Below are 21,262 nucleotides of genomic sequence, written 5' to 3'. Positions count from 1 at the left end.
CCAAATCTGATCAGCACACTCAAGGAGAAGAGATGAAAGAGTTACATGCCAGCTGCCTGTGCGGCGCCGTCGCCCTGACCCTGCCGGATCAGTTCGACTATATGGGGAACTGCCACTGCAGCGAATGCCGCAAGTTTTCAGGGGGAGATTACGCCTCGGTCGGCGGACTGGATGGCAACAAGGTCACCATAGTGAAGGGGGAAGAGGCCATCGGCCGCTACCGGAAATCGGCAGAGACCACCCTGGCCTTCTGTCGTCACTGCTGCTCCAGCCTGTTCAGCCAGAAGAGCAGCAGCGGCAAGATCAACCTGCGCCTCGGGGTACTGGACGATGTGCCGAGCCAGCGACCCGCGTTTCACATCTTTGTCGGCTCCAAGGCGCCCTGGCACCAGATTGGCGACGACTGCCCGCAATTTGATACCCGCCCGCCGGTCTGATACCCGGTCAAACAGGTCAAGGTCACCGCAACGGGGTCAGGAGGCTATCTCGCCGGCAAACAGATAGCCTTCACCATGGACGGTGACAAACAGCTGGGGATCCCGCGGATCCGCTTCCATCTTGCCGCGCAGCCGCCGGATCAACACGTCTATGGTGCGATCGCTCGGGCCATCGCCGCGATGGCTGATAAGGGTCAGGATCCGCTCCCGACTGAGCACCCGCCCGGCATGGGCGACAAAGGCCACCAGCACTTCATATTCCGCCTTGGTCAGGCGCACCGGCACTCCGTCCTTGCTGAGCTGGCGACGGGGAATGTCAAAACGCCAGGGGCCAAAGCGCACCGCATCGTCAGCCACCGCAGGCTCGCTCGGCGCGGCGGCCGCCAGCGAGATCCGCCACAGCAGATTCTTGACCCGCACCAGCAACTCCCGTAGCTCGAACGGCTTGGTGACATAGTCGTCGGCCCCCATCTCGAGGCCGACTATCCGGTCTACCGCATCACTGCGGCCGGTGACCAGAATGATCCCCACCGTGCTGCGCGCCCGCAGTTCACGGGTCAGCAGCAGACCATCTTCCCCCGGCAGGTTGATATCCAGCATCACCAGATCGACCGTTTGTTCCGCCAGCACGGCGCGCATCTCCTGGCCATTTTCGACCGCCGTCACCCGATAGCCCTCCCGCTCGAAATAGCCAGTCAGCTTCTCGCGGGTAACCGCATCATCTTCAACAACCAGAATGTGGTAGCTCATGGGCAGGGTTCACGATGGTCGACAAGGGAGGATTATTCTATTCACATTTTGTCATAAATACCCCTATTTCATTAATTTGTGGCGGCAGCCCTGTTCACAACGCCTCCCTATCATGGCTCCCATCAAAAAAGTGATGTGAGAGAGCATGATGAAAAAACTGTGGCACTTCCTGCGCACCCCCAGCCGTCGCTGGTCGGTACTGGCGCTGCTTCTGGTAGGCGTCGGCGTCACCCTCGCGGGCACCGTCGGCCTGCACTACGGCTTTGAGAAAACCAGCAGCCTCGAATTCTGTATCTCCTGCCACTCCATGAAAGACACCGTCTATCCGGAGTACAAGGAGTCCATCCACTTCAAGAATGCCTCAGGGGTACAGGCGGTCTGTACCGACTGTCACCAGCCGAAGGACTTTGTCGGCAAGGTGGCCCGCAAGATGGAGGCGGCCAACGACCTCTATCAGGAGTACATAGGCCACAGCATCGACACCCAGGAGAAGTTCGAGGACCGGCGCCTGCATCTGGCCGAGAAGGTGTGGGCGCGGATGAGCAGCCAGAACTCCAAGACCTGCAAGTCCTGCCACAGCTACGACAACATGGATCACGCCAAGCAGTCCCCGGCGGCAGCGCTGGCGATGAAAGATGCGGCGGCGAAGAACATGAACTGCATCGAGTGCCACAAGGGCATCGCCCACGAACTGCCCAACATGGCGGGGGGCTTCCGGGCCACTTACGCCACTCTGGTCAACGACGCGCAAGAGGCGCCAGCCGCCGAGACCCTCTACAACCTAGGTGAAAAAGATCTCTATGCCAGCGAACAGAGCACCGACCCGGTCGGCAAACTGCTGCCCGCCTCCCGTATCGACGTGGTGGACCGCAGCGGCGATCGCCTCAAGGTGACCATCGAAGGGTGGCGCGAGAGCGACGGCAAGGGCCGGGTGCTGAGCGAATACATGGGCAAGCGGGTCTTCGTCGCTACCATCCGTGATGAACTGAAAGCGAGCGAGAAAGTGCTCAAGCAGGAGACCGACAGCGCCACCCATCTCAAGTGGGAGCAGGTTCAGGTGCAGGCCTGGGTCGATGGCAAGGGCTTTGAGTCCTCGCTCAAGCCAATCTGGGATTACGCCGGCGAGATGTACAAATCCACCTGTAACTCCTGCCACGGCGCGCCGGATCCCGCTCACTTCACTGCCAACGGCTGGATTTCGGGACTCAAGGCGATGTCTGCCTACTATCGCCTGAGCAAGGAAGAGGAGCGCACCCTGCTCAAATACCTGCAAAACCATGCCGCCGATACCGGTGGTCAGGGCAGCCACTAAGTCCGGATTCGAAAGAGGAATAACAAGATGATCAATATTTCCCGTCGTGGTTTTCTGGGTGGCTTGCTGGCCAGCGGTGCCTCTGCCCTGATCGGCCCCTCCCTGCTCGGTCGCGCCGTGATGGCTGCCGAGTCCGGCGAAAAACTGGTGCAGTCCGGCTCCCACTGGGGCGCCTTCCGTGCCCGGGTGGTCGATGGCCGCTGGGTCGAGACCCTGCCGTTCGAGCATGACAAGCACCCCACCGACATGCTCAAGGCCTTGAGTGAAGTGGTCTACAACCCCTCCCGCATCCGCTACCCCATGGTGCGGCTGGACTGGTTGCGCAAGGGCCACCAGTCCGACACCAGCGAACGCGGCCAGAACCGCTTCGTGCGTGTCACATGGTCCCAGGCGCTGGACTTCTTCTATCACGAGCTGGAGCGGGTGCAGAAGACCTATGGCCCGAGCGCCCTCTATGCCGGCCACTCCGGCTGGCAGTCGGTGGGCAAGCTGCACTCCGCTGGTGCCATGCTGGGGCGCGCCATGAACCTGCACGGCACCTATCTGGCCAAGGCCGGTGACTACTCCACCGGTGCAGCCCAGGTGATCCTGCCCCACGTGGCGGGCGCCATGGAGGTGTATGAGCAGCAGACCTCCTGGCCGCTGGTGCTGAAACACAGCAAGACCATCGTCATCTGGGGCTCCGATCCCATCAAGAACTTGCAGGTGGGCTGGCTGGTGCCGGATCACAGCGTCTACGACTACTGGGCGCAGTTGAAAGAGAAGGTGGCCAAGGGCGAGATCCGGGTGATCAGTGTCGATCCGGTCAAATCCAAGACCCAGAAGTACCTCAATTGCGATCAGGTGACCCTGAATCCGCAAACCGACGTACCGCTGATGCTGGGCATCGCCCACACCCTCTACAGCGAGAAGCGCCACGATGAAGCGTTCCTGAAAAACTACACCACCGGTTTTGACAAGTTCCTGCCCTATCTGCTGGGCACCAGCGACGGTCAGGTGAAGGATGCGGAGTGGGCCGCCGCCATCTGTGGCGTCCCTGCCGAGACCATCCGCGAGCTGGCCCGCGCCATGAGCAGCGGTCGTACCCAGCTTATCGGCGGCTGGTGCGTGCAGCGCATGCACCACGGCGAACAGTACGCCTGGATGCTGGTGGTTCTAGCCTCGATGATTGGCCAGATCGGCCTGCCGGGGGGCGGTTACGGCTTTGGCTGGCACTACAACGGGGCGGGCACCATCACCTCCAGCGGCCCCATCATGTCAGGTTTCAGCTCGGTCATTCCCGGGGTCAAGCCGCTCCATGACGGCGACTGGAAGGGCTACTCCAAATACATTCCGGTGGCCCGCTTCGTCGACTGCATCCTCAATCCGGGCAAGCAGATCGCCTTCAACGGCCAGACCATCACCTACCCCCACATGAAGATGGCGGTGTTCTGCGGCAACAACCCGTTCCACCACCAGCAGGATCGCAACAAGATGGTCGCCGCCTGGCGCAAGCTGGAAACCGTGGTCAGCATCGATCACCAGTGGACGGCCAGCTGCCGTTTCGCCGATATCGTGCTGCCCGCCACCACCACCTATGAGCGGGACGACATAGAGCAGTGGGGCTCCCACTCCAACGCGGGCATTCTGGCCATGTACAAGGTGGTGGAGCCGCTGTTCGAGGCGCGGGATGACTACGACATCTTCGCCGATCTTTGCCGTCGCTTTGGTCGTGAGGTCGAGTTCACCGGTGGCAAGAGCAAGCTGGAGTGGATCCAGAGCATCTATGACGATGCCCGCCTGCAGGGTCGCGGCATCGGCATCCGTCTGCCCCGTTTCAGCCAGTTCTGGCACGGCGAGGGCTTCGTCACCTTCCCGGCAGGCCAACCCTGGGTGCGCCACGAGTCGTTCCGTCAGGAGCCGGATCTGGAGCCGCTCGGTACCCCGTCTGGCCTTATCGAGATCTACTCCAAGACCATCGCCGACTACGGCTATGGGGATTGCCCGGGCCATCCGGTCTGGATCGAACCCTACGAGCGCTCCCACGGCGGGCCGGGCAGCAAACAGTACCCGCTGCACCTGCAATCCTGCCACCCGGACAAGCGGCTGCACAGCCAGCTCTGCTCCTCCGACAACTACCGCGCCACCTACACGGTGCAGGGTCGCGAACCTGTCTATATGAATCCGCAGGATGCCAAATCCCGCGGCCTCAAGGACGGCGATCTGGTGCGGGTGTTCAACGGTCGCGGTCAGGTATTGGCCGGTCTGGTGGTAAGCGATGACTACGCCCCCGGCGTGGTGCGCATTCAGGAAGGAGCCTGGTATGGCCCGCAAGAGGGTGGCAAGGTGGGGACGCTCTGTACCTACGGCGATCCCAACGTACTGACCGCTGACATCGGCTCCTCCAGCCTGGCGCAGGCTACCACGGCCCATACCGCGCTGGTGGAGATCGAGAAGTTCCGCGGGCAGGCACCTGCCGTCACTGCCTTCGGCGCGCCGGAATCGGCCAAGGGCATCGACCCCATGTTCCCGGCACTCTGACCCCGGGGGGACGAAAGCGCCCCCTTGAGTTTCCTTTATTTTTAAAGTCGTTAGAATCGGGAGCCATCAAGGCTCCCGATTGCCATCCACGGAGGAAAAATGCAGGAATTTATGGCTACCAGCGAACGCCGGGCCGAACTCTACTGGTGGTTCTCCACCCTGTTCGCAGCCGAACTCAGTGATGAGCAGATCGCCGAATATGACACTTATGATGTGCGAAGCTTCCTGAAAAGCCTCTCCACCCTGGATCCGATGCGCGAAGCCGTGGCCGAACTCAACGAGGCCATCGCGCGCTTGTTGGTGCGCCCGGATCGCCAGCTAGAGCTTGCCGCCGACTTCGCCGGGCTGTTTCTGGTGGATCCCAAACAGGGCGCCATGCCCTATGAATCGCTCTACCGCGGCGAGGCCAAGCTGCTGATGCAGGCCCCGATGGCCGAGATGCAGGCCCGCCTCGATCGCCTTGGTATCAATGTCAGCGATAAATACAAAGAGCCTGCCGACCATCTGGCAATCGAGCTGGATCTGATGGGCAATCTCATCATCCGCGCGGCGGAAGCCAAGAGCGCGGCCGAGCGGGAGCGCTGGCTCGACGAGCAGGAAGCGCTGCTGCACGGCCATCTGCTGGGCTGGTTTGACAAGTTCGAAAGCGCCTGTCGCGCCGCCGACCGGTTTGGCTTCTACGGCGCCAGTGCCCGTCTGCTGGGGGTCTTCCTCAAGATGGATGCCAACTACCTCTCTCTGGTCAAACCGGCACCGTCCGCCGACTGAGGCCGCGATGAAGACAGCCCTGCTTCTGATTGCATGCTGGCTGCTGGCCCTGATCCCGCTGGATCAGGGCATTACTCCCCTGATCGCGCTGCTGTTCAACCCGGATCGCGAGCTCTACGGCACCGCCCAGCTCACCGGCTTTGCCGGCATCCTGCTCACCCTCTACCTTGCCAATCTCGGCGTCGAGGTGGTGTTGCGCCGCCGCTTCCAGATCGCCGGCATGCTGGCGCTGCTGGCCGCCTGGATCGACTTCATCAACAGCAGTGGCAGCGAGTCGCACTTCCTGCTGCTCTATCTGCTTGCCCTCCCCTTCCATCTGATCGGCTGGCTGGTATTTGTGCGCGGTATTCAGGCGTTTGGTCGCCAGAAGGGATAACCACTCGCCCCCTTTCGCCATCCTTTTTATCAGGTTTTTCTGCCTATTCTTGCCGTCAAAACAACCAGATAACTCCGCTTGACTCCCGGCCAAACAGTTCGTGCCATACTGACAACTGATGCAAGTGATAAAACAATCAATGCCGAGGTCATCATGGATGGGAAGCTTTTCAACGCCGACACCGAGGCAATGTTGACCCAGCTGTCAGATCACACCGTCCTGGAACAGCTGATGGATAATGCCCCTCTGGGCATCGGCGTCTTTGACTGCGAATTTCGCTACCGTAAAGTCAATCAGGTGCTGGCCGACATCAATGGCAAAAGCATCGAGGAGCATCAGGGCAAGCATCTCCGAGAGGTGGTTCCCAAGCTGGCCCCGACCCTGGAGCCCATGTTTCAGCAGATCATGCGAAGCGGCATGCCCTACGTAGATATCGCCATCACGGGCCAAACCGCGGCGTACGACAACAGCTCACGCCGCTTTCAGGCCACCTACAGCCCGATGCGGGATGAGAAGGGAGAGCTGAACGGCATCCTTGCCATCGTGCGTGACATCACCGAGCAGTACGAAACCGAACAACGGCTGCAACTGGCAATGCGAGCGGCCCAAATCGGGGTGTGGGAGTGGCACGTGGCGGAGGACAGATTACTGTTCGACGGCCAGATTGAGCCGCTGCTGGGCATCGAGGCCAACCAGTTCCACGGCGGGCTGCAAGCGTTCGTCGACTGTTTTGAACCGGAATCCGGCAGCCAGCTCAAGGCCGCCCTGCAAAGTCATGACCCCATCCATCTCACCCTGAGCTACCTCACCGCTCTCAACGAGCGCCACTGGGTCGATATTCATGCCGACCATGTCCCCGCCACCGAGTCGGTCGGCCACCGGGTCATGGGGGTCATTCACAATGCCACCGCCCGCCGCCGTCAGGAGGAGCGACTCCATCAGGCCAACGTGGTATTCGATACCACGGCCGAGGGGATCATCATCCTCGACAGCGAGCACCATATTCTGTCGGTCAACCCGGCCTTCACCATGCTGACCCAATACAATGCTGAGGAGGTGATAGGCCGTACCCCGGATATCATCATGCATCCCAGGCGCTACACTGACCTCGACTATCCCTGGTATCACCTGCGCCCCGGCAACAACGCCTGGCATGGCGAGATGGTTTGTCTGCGCAAGGATGGTAGCTACTTCTCCTCCTGGCAGCAGATCAGTGCTGTCTATGACAACTTCAACAACACCACTCACTATGTGATCGCCCTTTCCGACATCAGCGCCATTCGCAAGGTGGAGGCCGAGCTGAATCACCTTGCCTATCACGATCCCCTGACCGAGCTGGGCAATCGTCATCTATTGCAGGAGCGGCTGGCCCTTGAGCTGAAAACCGCGCAGCTCAATCGCAAACGGTTGGGGCTGCTCTTTATCGATCTGGATGGCTTCAAGCTGATCAACGACAGCCTGGGCCACGGAGTTGGCGATGAGCTGCTCAAGCGGCTGGCAGAGCGGATCCGCGGCTGCCTGCAACACAACGATCTGGCGACCCGCCTCGGGGGAGACGAGTTTCTGGTGCTGATCCCCTATCTGGAGGAGCCTGACGAGCTGGCAACCCTGGCCAATACCCTGCTGACCGTGTTGCGTGAACCGGTTGAGCTGGCCCATGAGCTGGTGGCAATCTCGGCAAGTATCGGTATCGCCATCTATCCCGATCATGCAGACAGCCCGGAAACCCTGGTCAGCGCCGCCGACAGCGCCATGTACGAGGCGAAAAGTCAGGGGCGCAACGGATTCCAGTTCTATACCCCCTGCATGGCAGCTCGAGCCCGCGAGCGGATGCAGATTGAGCAGGGTCTGCTCAAGGCCCTGGAGCTCGAACAGCTCTGCATCTTCTATCAACCCATGACCAATCTGGCCAACGGCCACCTGAGTGGACTGGAAGCCCTGCTGCGCTGGCAGCATCCCAATGAGGGAATGATAGCGCCGACCCGTTTTATTCCGGTGGCGGAGGAGTGCGGCCTGATCGAGAAAATTGGGGAATGGGTGATGCGCAACGCCTGCGAGCAGGGACAAAACTGGCTGGCCGCCGGCCTGCCGGTGCCCCGCTTGTCGGTCAATGTGTCGGTGCGGGAGATGCGCTCCCCGGGCTATGTTGAACGGGTCGCCGCCATCCTGGCCGAGACAGGGTTTCCGCCAGAACGGCTCGAGATCGAGGTGACTGAGAGCATCATCCAGCGGGTCGAACAGAGTCTGGATCTCTTTACCCGCCTGAAAAATCTCGGCGTGCAGATTGCCATCGATGACTTTGGTACCGGCTTCTCGTCATTGAGTCTGCTCAAGACCCTGCCGATCGATCGCATCAAGATCGACCGGGCGTTTGTGCAGGCATTACCGGAAGACAAGAACAGTCGGGAGCTCTGCCGCACCATCATCAATCTGGCCGACAGTCTGGATATGGAGGTCACCGCCGAAGGGATTGAAACCAAGGCACAACACGCCTTCTTGCAGTCACTCAACTGCGGCGAAGGACAGGGTTATCTGTTCAGCAAACCACTGCATGTCGAACATATGGGAGATCGCCTGCATCAACGCTACGTCTCATAGCGGCAGGCAATCATCATCACCAGCCGGTCGGCATCCGCCTCCTGGCTGCCGACCGGATTACCACTCGATCTGCAAGCGGGATTCCCTACCATCATCACGATCATTGAGCATGCGCGTCAACGGTGATTCGCCAGCATAACGGGGAGCTGGATCGCTGAAGGTGAGTCTGGTACCGGGCTCCTTGGCCTGCCATGCATGACCAAGCTGATCGGCCACCCGATCCCGCAGCGCAGGTGAAGCCTCCTGATGGGTGATCGCAAACTCTTTCGGAGGTTCGCCAGCGGGCACTGGCGCATCAAACTGCCAGAGGGATGCACAGAGCAACAGAGAAAACATCATGACCTCCAATTAATCGACACGGCCCCCTTTTACTCAACCACCGATTAATTGTCACTCTTTGTCCTGTAACCAACTGTTGCCGCCTATCCAAAAGTCTAATTGCCCCCCGCAACCAAAGGTATAAGTTGTTAAGAAACCATTAAAAGATCTATTCAAAGGAGTGAGTGATGAGCGAGAGCAAGGTCTACCCAGTCAAACCCCACATCAGCAGCAATGCACTGCTCGACAAGGGCGACTATGCCGCCATGTATCAGGCTTCCGTCGAGGATCCCGATACCTTCTGGGGAGAGCAGGGAAAAATTCTCGACTGGATGAAACCCTATACCAAGGTCAAGAACACCTCCTACGATCCGGGCCATGTCTCCATCAAATGGTTTGAAGATGGCCAGCTCAACGTCTCGGCCAACTGTCTCGATCGCCATCTCGCCGAACGAGGTGACAAGGTCGCCATCATCTGGGAAGGGGACAACCCCGCCGAAGATCGCAAACTCACCTACCGCGAATTGCACAGTGAAGTGTGCAAGTTTGCCAACGTATTGAAAGCACAAGGGGTTCACCGCGGCGACGTGGTCTGCCTCTATATGCCTATGGTACCCGAAGCCGCCATCGCCATGCTGGCCTGTACCCGCATAGGCGCGGTACACAGCATCGTCTTCGGCGGCTTCTCGCCGGAAGCGCTGGCTGGTCGCATCATCGACTCGGGCTCGCGCATCGTGATCACCGCCGACGAGGGGCTGCGTGGTGGCCGTCCGGTGCCGCTCAAGAAGAATGTGGATGAAGCGCTCACCAACCCGGATACCCAGGTCAACAAGGTGATCGTGCTCAAGCGCACCGGCGGCAATGTCGCCTGGTACAACCACCGCGACATCTGGTGGCATGAAGCGACCGCCGCCGTCAGCAGCGACTGCCCGCCCGAGGCGATGAACGCCGAAGATCCGCTCTTTATCCTCTATACCTCCGGCTCCACCGGCAAACCCAAGGGGGTGCTGCACACCACCGGCGGCTATCTGGTCTATGCCACCCTCACCTTCAAATATGTGTTCGACTACCACGAAGAGGACATCTACTGGTGTACCGCCGATGTGGGCTGGGTCACTGGTCACTCCTATCTGGTCTACGGGCCGCTTGCCAACGGTGCCACCACCATCATGTTCGAAGGGGTGCCCAACTACCCGGCCACCAACCGCATGAGTCAGGTGGTGGACAAGCATAAGGTCACCATCCTTTATACTGCACCAACCGCCATCCGTGCCCTGATGGCCAAGGGTAACGAAGCGGTCACCGGCACGTCACGCCAGAGCCTGCGCATCATGGGTTCGGTGGGTGAACCCATCAACCCGGAAGCCTGGGAGTGGTACTACCGCACCATTGGCGATGAGCGCTGCCCCATTGTCGATACCTGGTGGCAAACCGAGACCGGCGGCATCCTGATTACGCCGCTGCCCGGCGTCACCGACCTGAAACCGGGCTCGGCGACTCGTCCCTTCTTCGGGGTGCAACCGGCGCTGGTCGACAACATGGGCGAGCCGCTGGAGGGGGCCACCGAGGGCAATCTGGTGATCACCGACTCCTGGCCGGGTCAGATGCGCACCGTATTCGGCGATCACGAGCGGTTCGAGCAGACCTACTTCTCCACCTTCCCGGGCCGCTACTTCACCGGCGACGGTGCCCGTCGCGACGAGGACGGCTACTACTGGATTACCGGTCGGGTGGATGATGTACTGAACGTCTCCGGCCACCGCATGGGTACCGCCGAAATTGAATCGGCGCTGGTGGCCCATCCCAAGATCGCTGAAGCCGCGGTGGTGGGGGTTCCTCACGAGATCAAGGGTCAGGGCATCTATGCCTATGTCACCCTGATCGCCGGGGAAGAGCCGAGCCGCGAGCTGCACAAAGAAGTGAAGGAGTGGGTCCGCAAGGAGATTGGTGCCATCGCCACGCCGGACGTGATCCACTGGGCAGAGGGGCTGCCGAAGACCCGTTCCGGCAAGATCATGCGCCGCATCTTGCGCAAGATCGCCACCGGCGAGACCGACAGCCTGGGGGATATCTCCACCCTGGCGGATCCGGGGGTAGTAGACAAACTCATTCGCGAGAAGTCGGAAGCAGCCTGATCCCGCTTCGTTTGTTGCTCAACAAAGCCGGCCCTGTGCCGGCTTTGTCGTTTCTCATCCGCCAGCAAACAGCAAGGCGGTAGCTACGGAGCCTTGCCGACCGAAACGTGCAATAAATAGCCAGATGTAGAGATTAGACCAGTAAAATGCTGCTAATTTTCACGAAATCAATATAATTGCGAAATCTGTGTGCCAGGGCACACCGATTTGCGCAGAAAATGGCTAGATTTCTGGTAGTCCACAAGATAGCTGATAGATAGCAGCATTATCATCGAGGATGTACTCAATATGTCGCAAAATCACCGCATTCTCCTGCTCAACGGACCAAACCTGAATCTGCTGGGCAAACGGGAACCGGGTATCTACGGCAGCAAGACGCTTGATGAGATCGTCGCCGATCTGAAGCTTAACGCCAGCAAACTCGGTGTCACTCTGGAACATCTGCAATCCAACGCCGAACATGAGTTGGTCGGCCGCATCCATCAGGCCATGGGCCAAGTGGATTTTATCATCATCAATCCAGCCGCCTTCACCCACACCAGCGTCGCCATTCGCGATGCGCTGCTGGGTGTCGCGATCCCTTTTATCGAGGTTCACCTGTCAAACGTCCATGCCAGGGAGCCGTTCCGTCATCACTCCTATCTGTCTGATGTCGCAAAAGGGGTCATCTGCGGGCTGGGAGCCGATGGCTACCAATTCGCTTTAACCGCGGCCGTGCACCATCTGCGCGCGGCTTGATAATCACTGATCAGATAAAGAAGAAAGAGAATGCTAATGGATATCCGCAAAATCAAGAAGCTGATTGAACTGGTTGAAGAGTCCGGCATCGCCGAACTGGAGATCTCCGAAGGTGAAGAGTCCGTTCGCATCAGCCGCAACTTCTCCGGTCAGGTGACCACCGCCATGCCGCAGATGATGATGCAGCAAGCCGCTCCGGTTGCCGCACCTGCCGCTGCCGCCCCGGTTGCCGCCGCACCGGCCGCAGATGCCGCCCCGAGCGGTCACCTGATGCGCTCCCCGATGGTTGGCTCCTTCTACCGCTCCTCCAGCCCGGATGCCAAGCCGTTCGCGGAAGTGGGTCAGCAAGTCAATGTCGGCGACACCCTGTGCATCGTCGAAGCCATGAAAATGATGAACCAAATCGAGTCTGACAAGGCCGGTGTGATCAAAGCGATCCTGGTTGAAAATGGTCAGGCCGTCGAATTTGACGAGCCGCTGTTCATCATCGAATAAGGGAAATCGCCACCCATGTTGGACAAAGTAGTCATCGCCAACCGCGGTGAAATTGCCCTGCGGATCCTGCGCGCCTGTAAAGAGCTCGGGATCAAGACAGTGGCCGTTCACTCCACCGCCGACCGGGAGCTCAAACATGTGCTGCTGGCCGACGAATCCATCTGTATCGGCAGACCGGCCAGTACTGAATCCTACCTCAACGTCCCGGCCATCATCGCCGCTGCCGAGGTAACCGGTGCCGTGGCCATCCACCCGGGTTACGGCTTCCTCTCCGAGAACGCCGATTTCGCCGAAGTGGTCGAAAAGTCCGGCTTCATCTTCATCGGCCCGCGCGCCGAGACCATTCGCCTGATGGGTGACAAGGTCTCCGCCATCGAAGCGATGAAGAAAGCGGGCGTACCGTGTGTACCGGGCTCTGACGGCCCCGTCGACAACGACACCAAGCACAACGCCGCCATTGCCAAGCGCATCGGCTATCCGGTGATCATCAAGGCCGCCGGTGGCGGTGGTGGTCGCGGTATGCGCGTGGTGCGCAATGAAGCGGAACTGGCGGGCGCCATCGCCCTGACCAAATCCGAAGCAGGCCAGTTCTTCAAGAACGACATGGTCTACATGGAGAAGTACCTGGAAAACCCGCGCCACATCGAAATTCAGGTGTTGGCAGACGGCCAGGGCAACGCCCTCTATCTGGGCGAGCGTGACTGCTCCATGCAGCGTCGCCACCAGAAAGTGGTGGAAGAGGCGCCGGCACCGGGCATCACCGCCGAAATGCGCAAGTTCATCGGTGAGCGCTGTGTGCGTGCCTGTATCGAGATCGGCTACCGCGGTGCGGGTACTTTCGAGTTCCTGTACGAGAACGGCGAGTTCTATTTCATCGAAATGAACACCCGTATCCAGGTTGAGCATCCGGTCACCGAGATGGTCACCGGTATCGATCTGATCAAGGAGCAGCTGCGCATCGCCGCCGGCCAGCCCCTGTCGATCACCCAGCAGGATATCCGTATCCGTGGCCATGCCATTGAGTGCCGGATCAACGCCGAAGATCCGGCCACCTTCATGCCCTCTCCGGGTCTGGTGCAGCGCTTCCACGCGCCGGGTGGTCTGGGCGTGCGTTGGGACTCCCACATCTATGCCGGTTACAAGGTACCGCCCCACTACGATTCGATGATCGGCAAGCTGATCTGCTACGGCGAGAATCGTGACATTGCCATCGCCCGCATGCGCCATGCGCTGGACGAGCTGGTGGTGGAAGGGATCAAGACCAACGTACCGTTGCAAAAAGAGATCATGAAAGACGAAAACTTCCAGCACGGTGGCACCAATATCCACTATCTGCACAAGAAGTTGGGTCTGTAAGGATCGCTGATAGAGACCCGATGACATTGCACGGTGGCAGTACCAACGCCCACTATCTGCACAAGAAGTTGGGTCTGTAAGGATCGCTGATAGAGACCGGACTTCCGGTGGAAGTCTGCTCCGCAAGGAGCCTCTGCTGAAAAAGGGCCATGGCGACATGGCCCTTTTTTGTTATCCTTGCGCCCCTCAAATTTGTCGGAGGCCAAGGTGAACCGTTTTGCTCTCGCCCGCCGGGAAGCAGCTTTCTGTCTGCTGCTGACCCTGTTCTACTTCTTTGCCTGGTATGGCACCGCCTATTTTATCCCGCTCCAGCTGGAGTTGTGGGGGCTGCCGTTGTGGTTCCTGCTCAGCTGCATGGTGATGCCGCTGCTGTTCATTCTGCTCTGCGCCCTGATGGTGAACCGGCTGTTTGTGGAGATCCCCCTCGATACCCACTCCCCTTCCGGCAAGGAGTCATCCCATGAATCTTGAGTTGATGCTGCCGCTCGTCATCTATCTGGTGCTGGTGCTGGGGGTGGGTTTCTGGGCCAGCCGCCATCGCGCAGAAGGCAACTTCGTGCAGGAGTACTTCATCGGCAACCGCAGCATGGGTGGGCTGGTGCTGGCGATGACGCTAGTGGCCACCTACACCTCGGCCTCCTCCTTTATCGGTGGGCCGGGCGCGGCCTACAAGATCGGTCTGGGCTGGGTGTTGCTAGCGATGATCCAGCTGCCCACCGTCTGGCTCACTCTGGGGGTGCTTGGCAAGAAGTTCGCCATCATCGCCCGCCGGGTCAATGCGGTGACCATCAACGACATGCTGTGGGCCCGCTACCAGAGCAAGGCAGTGGTGATCCTCGGCTCCGTTACTATCATCCTCGCCTTTATCGCGACCATGGTGGTGCAGTTTATCGGCGGCGCCCGCCTGCTGGAGACCGCCACCGGCCTCTCCTACCAGCAGGGCTTGATGCTGTTTGCCAGCTGCGTACTGCTCTACACCATCATCGGCGGCTTCCGCGCCGTGGTGATGACCGATGCCCTGCAGGGGATCATCATGCTGATCGGCACCGGCGCCCTGCTGGCAGGAATTCTGATTGCCGGTGACGGGCTGCCGAACCTTATCCACCAGCTCAGGGAGATCGATCCCAAGCTGGTAAGCCCGCAAGGGGCTGGCGACATGCTGACCCAGCCCTTTATGCTGAGCTTCTGGATCCTGGTCTGTGTCGGGGTGGTGGGGCTGCCCCACTCGGCGTTGCGCTGCTTTGGCTATCGCGACAGCAAGGCGCTCCATCGCGGCATTCTGATCGGCACCGTGGTCAGCGCCCTGCTGATGTTCGGCATGCATCTGGCGGGCGCACTTGGCCGCGCCATCCTGCCGGGCATGGACAGCCCGGACAAGATCATGCCCTCCCTGATGATGGAAGTGCTACCCCCCTGGCTGGCCGGGGTCTTTCTGGCAGCGCCGATGGCGGCCATCATGTCCACCATCGACTCCCAGCTGATCCAGGCTTCCGCCACTCTGGTGAAAGATCTCTACCTCAACTATCTCAATCCAAAGCAGGAGAAGCTGGAAGTGCGCATCCCCCGCCTCTCCCTGCTCTGTACCCTGATCCTCGGCACTCTGGTGCTGCTGGCGGCGTTGCAACCGCCCGAGATGATCATCTGGCTCAACCTGCTCGCCTTTGGCGGATTGCAAGCGGTGTTCCTCTGGCCACTGGTGCTCGGCCTCTACTGGTCGCGGGCCAACGGCCCGGGCGCACTGGCCAGCATGGTCAGCGGCATCGTCAGCTATGGGGTACTCAGTCAATGGGGTATCAAGCTGGCTGGCCTGCACGCCATCGTGCCAAGCCTCACGCTGGCGCTGGTGATCTTTATCACGGTCAGCCTGCTGACGGCACCGCCCTCGCGGGAAGTGCGCGAGCTTTTCGGGCAGAAATAATAAAAATATAAATTAGGGGTTCCAAAACTATCCCCAAATAGGTGTTTTCCGGTTAAACTGTGCGCCAAGTCACAGAACGTAGCCGCTGTATGCCCGTTAAAGCCACTCGACAAGTCGTTACTCAAGCCCTGCAGCGGCTCGGTTATGCCCTACTGCTGCCCGTCTCCATCCTGCCGATGGCGGCGTTGATCTACCGGCTTGGTCAACCCGACGTGCTCGATTTGGCGGTGCTCTCCCTCACTGGTCAGGCGATCTTCAGCCAGATGCCGCTTATCTATGCGGTGGCGATCGCCTTTGGCCTGAGTCGGCAGGAGCTGGGCGGACAGACGCTGGCGGGTGCGGTCAACTTCCTGCTGCTCAGCACCGCCTTCAATACGCTGGCCCCCAACCTGCACGCCGACATGATCTGCGGTCTGCTGGCGGGGCTCACCACCGCAATCATCTACCCCTGGGTACACCAGCAAACCCTGCCCCGCTGGCTGCAGATCGCCAGGGGGGAGTTTCCCAGCCTGCTGGTGTCGGCCTTGGCCTGCCTGCTGATCGCCATCCCCCTTTCGCTGCTGTGGCCGCCGCTGGAGCGCGGGCTGACCCTGCTCACTTCCGAGCTGCTTATCACGCCGTTTGGCGCCTTCTGCTACGGCACCCTCAACCGCTTGCTAATCCCGCTCGGACTCCATCAGGTATTGGGCAGCGTCATCGGCCTTGGCGAGAGCAACCTGCAGGCGCTGGCCACCGCCCAGCCCCTTCATGAAGGATATGTAGCCGGTCTTTACCCCATCATCATGTTCGGCCTGCCGGGCGCCTGTTTTGCCATCTGGCTGCACCGCCAACGGATGCAGCGGCTGCCACAGGGCGGGCTGCTGCTCACCCTGGCGCTAACCTCGGCACTGGTGGGTATCACAGAGCCTATCGAATTTTTGTTCGCCTTTACCGCCCCCTGGCTGTTTCTCGCCCACGCCCTGCTGACCGGGCTATCGCTCGCTGTCTGTAGCGGGCTGGGGATCAAGGTGGGCAGTTACTTCTCCGCCGGTCTGCTGGATCTAGTGCTGAGCTATCAGGCAGGGGAGCACAGCTTCTGGCTCATCCCGGTCGGTATCCTGTTCTTCGTTGCCTACACCCTGCTGTTCTATCAACTTCTGGAGCGTGCCCCGCTCAGCATGCCGAGCAAGCCCATCGCAGTGGAGCATCCGCGCCTTGCCAGTGTTGCCCCCTCAGACCCGCAGATGCTGGCGATCCAGTACCTCAAGGTGCTGGGCGGGATGGACAATCTGGTGGCGATGAGTGTCTGTATCACCCGCCTCAGCCTGCGGGTGCGCGATATTTCACTGGTGGATGAATCCCGCCTACTGGGCCTGGGCTGCCTCTCCTGGATCCAGCTCAACGACCACCAGCTGGTGCTGGTGCTGGGCCCCAGTGCCAGCCTGATTGAAGGGCAGATCCGCATGCTGGCGGAGCGCCAGTCGGTCCCGCTCGGCCTCAAACCAAATCAGGAGTCGGCCAGCCAGAGCAGCTGGTAACTCAGGCAAACGGCAACCGCTCGGCCACGAAATCCATCAGAGTGCGTAGGGCGGGAGCCAGATGCTCCCGGCTCGGATAGATAAGGTAAAACGGGTTGGCCGGAATGGGCTGATCCGGCAACACCTTCTGCAATCGCCCCGCCGCCAAATCCCCTTCACAGACATGGTGGGGCAACAGGGCAATCCCCCCGTCATGAAGCGCCATCTCCCGCAGCGCCAGCAAGCTGTTGCTGACACAGGCCCCCTGTGGCCGCCAGCCCCCCTCCTGCAATGGCCACACCGGCATGGCCGAGTGCACCAGACAGGCATAACGGCCCAGTTCGCTCAACTGTTGCGGCATGCCGTGGGCCGCCAGATAGGCAGGCGCCGCCACCAGATGGCGCGCCACCTGACCGATACGCCGACAGATGAGGCTGGAGTCTTTCAGCGGTGCCGCCCGCAGCGCCAAATCATAACCTTCCCCCACCAGATCGAGCTGTTCGTCACTCAGGGTCAGTTCCAGCACCACTTCGGGATAGAGGGCGCGAAACTCGGCGAGGATCCGGCCAAGCAGCAGGGTGCCGGTCGCCTCGGGGGCAGTGATCCGCACCCGCCCCGCCGGGGCCGAGCGCAGCCGTGCCATCGCCAGATTGGCACTGCGGGCCAGTGCCAGCAGCCCCTGACAGTGCTCCACATAGAGCTCCCCCTGCGGCGTCAGGCTCAACCTGCGGGTGGTACGCTGCAACAGCCGCACCCCGAGCTGGGATTCGAGCCGCGAGATCTTCTGGCTCACCGATGACTTGGGCATACCGAGCAGCTCGGCGGCCCGGGTAAAGCTTCCCTGCTCCACCACGGTGGCAAACAGCCCCATCAACTCCAGATCGACATTGTTCATATATTCAAACAGTCTTTATCGATTACCCATCTTAATCTTGATAATCAACCAGACTAGAGTGAGTGGCAATCCCGAACACAGCGATTAGAAAGGAAAAACCATGAAAGCCATTGCCCTGACTCACTATCTGCCAAGCGACCACCCCGACTGCTTCATCGCCGCCAACCAGCCCGATCCGGTTCCGGGCCCGCGGGATCTGCTGGTGCGGGTCACCGCCACCTCCGTCAATCCGGTAGATACCAAGGTGCGCTCCCCCAAGGCCAAAATTGAAAACTCGCCCCGGGTACTCGGCTGGGATGCGGTGGGGGAAGTGATCGCCACCGGCAGCGAAGTGACCCTGTTCAAGGCGGGCGACCGGGTCTGGTATGCCGGTGATATCAGCCGCCCGGGCAGCAACAGCGCCCTGCAACTGGTGGATGAGCGCATCGCCGCCATCGCCCCCACCAGCTTGAGCGATGTGGAGGCCGCCGCCCTGCCGCTCACCGCCATCACCGCCTGGGAGACCCTGTTCGAGCGCTTCGCTCTTACCCGCGAAAGCCGTGGCAAACTGCTGATCATCGGCGGCGCCGGTGGCGTGGGTTCCATCGCCATCCAGCTGGCCCGCCAGCTCACCGACATGGAGGTGATTGCGACCGCCTCCCGCCCCGAGAGCCGCGAGTGGTGCCTCGAGATGGGCGCCCATCAGGTCGTGAACCACCACAAGTTGCAGGAGGAGCTGACCGCCCTTGGCATCACTCAGGTCGATGCCATCTTCTGCACCAACGCCACCGCCGAGCACTGGGCCACCATGGCCGGGCTGATCCGCCCGTTTGGCCATATCTGCACCATCGCCGAATCGAGCGAGCCGTGGGATCTCTCCCTGCTCAAGAGCAAGAGCGTCACCTTCAGCCAGGAGTTCATGTTCACCCGCTCCCTGTTCCAGACGCCGGACATGATCGAACAGCACCGCCTGCTCGGCCGGGTGGCGGCACTGGTCGATGAAGGAGTATTGCAGACCACCCTGACCAGAACCATCCCGTCACTGACCCCGGTCACGCTGGCTCAGGCCCATGCCGAGGTGGAAGCAGGCCGCATGGTAGGCAAGCTGGTGATCGACATGAGCGGCTTTGCCAACTAAGCCCTCCAACGCACCATGATGGGATAAGTTCACCAAGGAGATGCCCCAAACGGGCACAATCAGCGGCACTCATGGCTGCCTGTGGCAGGCCAACGTCCGACAATCAGCCAAAAAAGAGGCCATTTCGCGAGAAATGGCCTGAATACCTGAACATTGGGGTAACAATCACACACATATCCTTATGCAGGACATATTCGTCTTTGCATCTGGCGTGCCAACAGCAGCATGAATGCGCCAAAACGGCGTCAGCCCGTCCTTGAGCAAGGTGCCGACCTTGCTCTTTTTTTGTCTGGCAGACTGTTTACCAGGCAAACAAGTGCAGATAAAAAAATGCCACCCGAGGGTGGCAGTGAAAGATGACGGAACTTGAGCAAAGCGTTCAGCGAAAACCGGTCGCCTTCGCCTGCATAGAGCAATACAGGAACCGTGCCAATCCGGCAAAAGCCCCCGAATCTCTCCACGTCATGGGCAAACCACGACAGCACTGCCCCATGATGGTAGAATCTCGCGGTTTCACATTTATGAAGAGTCGACGCCATGCCCTGGATACAAATTCGAATCAACGCCACTGCCAAGACCGCAGACAAGGTGAGCAACATGCTGCTGGGGCGTGGAGCCCAGGCGGTGACCTTTATGGATGCCAAGGATGTGCCCGTCTACGAACCCATGCCCGGTGAAACCCCGCTCTGGGGCGAGACCGAAGTGATGGGTCTGTTTGATGCCGAAACCGATCCGGCCCCCACCATCGCCTTCTTCCAGCAGATCTTCGGCGAAAACGTCGGCTACAAGGTCGAGCAGCTGGAAGACAAGGACTGGGTGCGCGAGTGGATGGATCACTTCCACCCCATGCAGTTTGGCGAGCGCCTCTGGATCTGCCCGAGCTGGCGCGATGTGCCGAACCCCGATGCAGTCAACGTCATGCTGGATCCGGGTCTGGCCTTCGGTACCGGTACCCACCCCACCACCGCCCTCTGCCTGCAATGGCTGGACGGCCTCGATCTGACCGGTAAAACCGTGGTCGACTTTGGTTGCGGCTCCGGCATTCTCGGCATCGCCGCCCTGAAACTGGGTGCCGCCCGCGTCATCGGAATCGACATCGACCCGCAGGCTATTCAGGCCAGCCGCGACAACGCCGCGCGCAACGGCGTCGCCGACCAGATTGAGCTCTACCTGCCGGCCGACCAGCCGCAAGATGTCGAAGCGGACGTGGTGGTCGCCAACATCCTGGCCGGCCCGCTGCGCGAACTGGCTCCACTTATCGCCGGCCACGGCAAGCCGGGCAGCCTGATGGCCCTCTCCGGCGTGCTGGAGAGCCAGGCACCGGAGCTGGAAACTATCTACGGCCAATGGTTCGAGATGGACCCGACCGCCGTCAAGGAGGAGTGGTGCCGCCTCTCTGGCCGCAAGCACGGCTAAACATAGCTCCCGCTCTCAAGGCGGCAAGTCAGCATCTTTATTAAACAAGAGCACCCGCGGGTGCTCTTGTTGTTTCTCCCTTTTCTCACTCTGGGGGAAGGTTCACGCTTCTCTGGCCAATGAGGGATTAACATCGTTCCTCCACATCATTGAGGCCCTGCCATGACCGAATACCAGAAGATGATCAGCAGCCAACCGTACAACTGCATGGCACCCGAGTTGGCCCAGTTGCGCAGGGAGGCGGCACGGCGCTATCGCCGTTTCAATCAGGCGGAAGATGGGGCTGAGCAGCGGGCACTACTGGCGGAGCTGATTGGCGAATTGGCTGAGAACGCCTTCATCTGCCCGCCCCTCTACTGCACCTATGGCCGCCACATCCACCTGGGCAAGGACTCCTACATCAATATGGGAGCGACCCTGCTGGACAATGCCCCCATCCGTATCGGAGCCAACGTGATGATTGGGCCAAACGTGCAGATCTATACCGCAGCCCATGCACTGGAGGCCGACGAACGGATTCAGGGGGTAATCCCCCCGAAAAACTGGGGTGCTCATAAGTAGAATTTTCTCGTATCTTGAACGCAGGAGGTTCTACATGAAAACATCACGCTTTAGCG

The 21,262-nt window shown here is 60.3% G+C and carries 18 protein-coding genes and 1 pseudogene; 16 read left to right on the top strand and 3 right to left on the bottom strand.

Features of this window, described 5'->3' with window-relative positions; all coding sequences use genetic code 11:
* Nucleotides 1-32: 32 nt before the first annotated feature.
* Nucleotides 33-437, top strand: a complete 405-nt coding sequence (locus AB5Y97_RS00545) for a GFA family protein (RefSeq protein ID WP_201945781.1) — start codon at nucleotides 33-35, stop codon at nucleotides 435-437.
* 36 nt (nucleotides 438-473) lie between these two features.
* On the opposite strand, the gene torR is transcribed toward AB5Y97_RS00545, so the two are convergent.
* A complete protein-coding gene (gene torR / locus AB5Y97_RS00540) occupies nucleotides 474-1,187 on the bottom strand; it encodes a two-component system response regulator TorR (protein WP_042080622.1) in 714 nt (237 codons plus the stop codon).
* Between the two features lie 145 nt (nucleotides 1,188-1,332).
* On the opposite strand from torR, the gene torC reads away from it, so the two are divergent.
* The 5 genes from torC (at nucleotide 1,333) to AB5Y97_RS00515 (ending at nucleotide 8,761) form a co-directional block, all read left to right on the top strand.
* A complete protein-coding gene (gene torC / locus AB5Y97_RS00535; RefSeq protein WP_201945783.1) occupies nucleotides 1,333-2,499 on the top strand; it encodes a pentaheme c-type cytochrome TorC in 1,167 nt (388 codons plus the stop codon).
* Nucleotides 2,500-2,526: 27 nt separating this feature from the next.
* Entirely contained in the window at nucleotides 2,527-5,019 is a 2,493-nt protein-coding gene (gene torA / locus AB5Y97_RS00530; protein WP_368157043.1) for a trimethylamine-N-oxide reductase TorA, read from the top strand.
* A 99-nt stretch (nucleotides 5,020-5,118) separates the two neighbouring features.
* A complete protein-coding gene (torD, locus tag AB5Y97_RS00525) occupies nucleotides 5,119-5,787 on the top strand; it encodes a molecular chaperone TorD (RefSeq protein WP_368157041.1) in 669 nt (222 codons plus the stop codon).
* 7 nt (nucleotides 5,788-5,794) lie between these two features.
* Nucleotides 5,795-6,163, top strand: coding sequence for a hypothetical protein (locus tag AB5Y97_RS00520; RefSeq protein ID WP_069554383.1), 369 nt, complete (start codon nucleotides 5,795-5,797; stop codon nucleotides 6,161-6,163).
* Nucleotides 6,164-6,352: 189 nt separating this feature from the next.
* Entirely contained in the window at nucleotides 6,353-8,761 is a 2,409-nt protein-coding gene (locus AB5Y97_RS00515) for an EAL domain-containing protein (RefSeq protein WP_227016222.1), read from the top strand.
* Between the two features lie 57 nt (nucleotides 8,762-8,818).
* Here AB5Y97_RS00515 and AB5Y97_RS00510 read toward each other — a convergent pair whose 3' ends face one another.
* Nucleotides 8,819-9,100 carry a hypothetical protein gene (locus tag AB5Y97_RS00510; RefSeq protein ID WP_235655418.1) on the bottom strand — a complete coding sequence of 94 codons (282 nt, stop codon included), beginning with the start codon at nucleotides 9,098-9,100 and terminating at the stop codon, nucleotides 8,819-8,821.
* 167 nt (nucleotides 9,101-9,267) lie between these two features.
* On the opposite strand from AB5Y97_RS00510, the gene acs reads away from it, so the two are divergent.
* From acs to AB5Y97_RS00475, 7 genes are all read left to right on the top strand, one after another.
* Nucleotides 9,268-11,214, top strand: a complete 1,947-nt coding sequence (gene acs, locus AB5Y97_RS00505) for an acetate--CoA ligase (RefSeq protein ID WP_368157038.1) — start codon at nucleotides 9,268-9,270, stop codon at nucleotides 11,212-11,214.
* Between the two features lie 288 nt (nucleotides 11,215-11,502).
* Nucleotides 11,503-11,952: a type II 3-dehydroquinate dehydratase gene (aroQ, locus tag AB5Y97_RS00500; RefSeq protein ID WP_129504641.1), complete on the top strand. Its 450-nt coding sequence runs from the start codon at nucleotides 11,503-11,505 to the stop codon at nucleotides 11,950-11,952.
* Between the two features lie 36 nt (nucleotides 11,953-11,988).
* Complete coding sequence (gene accB, locus AB5Y97_RS00495) at nucleotides 11,989-12,447, top strand: acetyl-CoA carboxylase biotin carboxyl carrier protein (RefSeq protein WP_005338908.1); 459 nt, start codon at nucleotides 11,989-11,991, stop codon at nucleotides 12,445-12,447.
* Between the two features lie 15 nt (nucleotides 12,448-12,462).
* Nucleotides 12,463-13,803 carry an acetyl-CoA carboxylase biotin carboxylase subunit gene (gene accC, locus AB5Y97_RS00490; RefSeq protein ID WP_279499865.1) on the top strand — a complete coding sequence of 447 codons (1,341 nt, stop codon included), beginning with the start codon at nucleotides 12,463-12,465 and terminating at the stop codon, nucleotides 13,801-13,803.
* Nucleotides 13,804-14,010: 207 nt separating this feature from the next.
* The gene (locus AB5Y97_RS00485; protein WP_005349483.1) at nucleotides 14,011-14,274 is read left to right on the top strand and encodes a YhdT family protein; all 264 of its coding nucleotides are present in this window, start codon (nucleotides 14,011-14,013) and stop codon (nucleotides 14,272-14,274) included.
* Nucleotides 14,264-15,721 (top strand): sodium/pantothenate symporter, encoded by a 1,458-nt coding sequence (gene panF / locus AB5Y97_RS00480; protein ID WP_368157035.1) that lies wholly within the window; start codon nucleotides 14,264-14,266, stop codon nucleotides 15,719-15,721. Before AB5Y97_RS00485 ends, panF begins: the two co-directional genes overlap by 11 nt.
* An 89-nt stretch (nucleotides 15,722-15,810) precedes the next feature.
* Nucleotides 15,811-17,238: a PTS transporter subunit EIIC gene (locus AB5Y97_RS00475; protein WP_368157033.1), complete on the top strand. Its 1,428-nt coding sequence runs from the start codon at nucleotides 15,811-15,813 to the stop codon at nucleotides 17,236-17,238.
* A 1-nt stretch (nucleotide 17,239) separates the two neighbouring features.
* Here AB5Y97_RS00475 and AB5Y97_RS00470 read toward each other — a convergent pair whose 3' ends face one another.
* Nucleotides 17,240-18,112, bottom strand: a complete 873-nt coding sequence (locus AB5Y97_RS00470; RefSeq protein ID WP_005358412.1) for a LysR family transcriptional regulator — start codon at nucleotides 18,110-18,112, stop codon at nucleotides 17,240-17,242.
* 100 nt (nucleotides 18,113-18,212) lie between these two features.
* Between AB5Y97_RS00470 and AB5Y97_RS00465 the strand changes: the two genes are divergently transcribed.
* The 3 genes and pseudogenes from AB5Y97_RS00465 to AB5Y97_RS00455 all read left to right on the top strand — a co-directional run.
* On the top strand, nucleotides 18,213-19,229 hold the full coding sequence (locus AB5Y97_RS00465) for a zinc-binding alcohol dehydrogenase family protein (protein WP_201945788.1): 1,017 nt from the start codon (nucleotides 18,213-18,215) through the stop codon (nucleotides 19,227-19,229).
* 537 nt (nucleotides 19,230-19,766) lie between these two features.
* On the top strand, nucleotides 19,767-20,645 hold the full coding sequence (gene prmA, locus AB5Y97_RS00460; protein ID WP_005358410.1) for a 50S ribosomal protein L11 methyltransferase: 879 nt from the start codon (nucleotides 19,767-19,769) through the stop codon (nucleotides 20,643-20,645).
* Nucleotides 20,646-20,807: 162 nt separating this feature from the next.
* Nucleotides 20,808-21,173: pseudogene (locus AB5Y97_RS00455) on the top strand (maltose acetyltransferase domain-containing protein); the annotation flags it as partial.
* Nucleotides 21,174-21,262: the final 89 nt, after the last annotated feature.

The organism is Aeromonas sp. R10-2, from assembly GCF_040908445.1.
Taxonomy (GTDB): domain Bacteria; phylum Pseudomonadota; class Gammaproteobacteria; order Enterobacterales; family Aeromonadaceae; genus Aeromonas; species Aeromonas veronii.
This window is presented reverse-complemented; position numbering and strand designations above follow the sequence as displayed.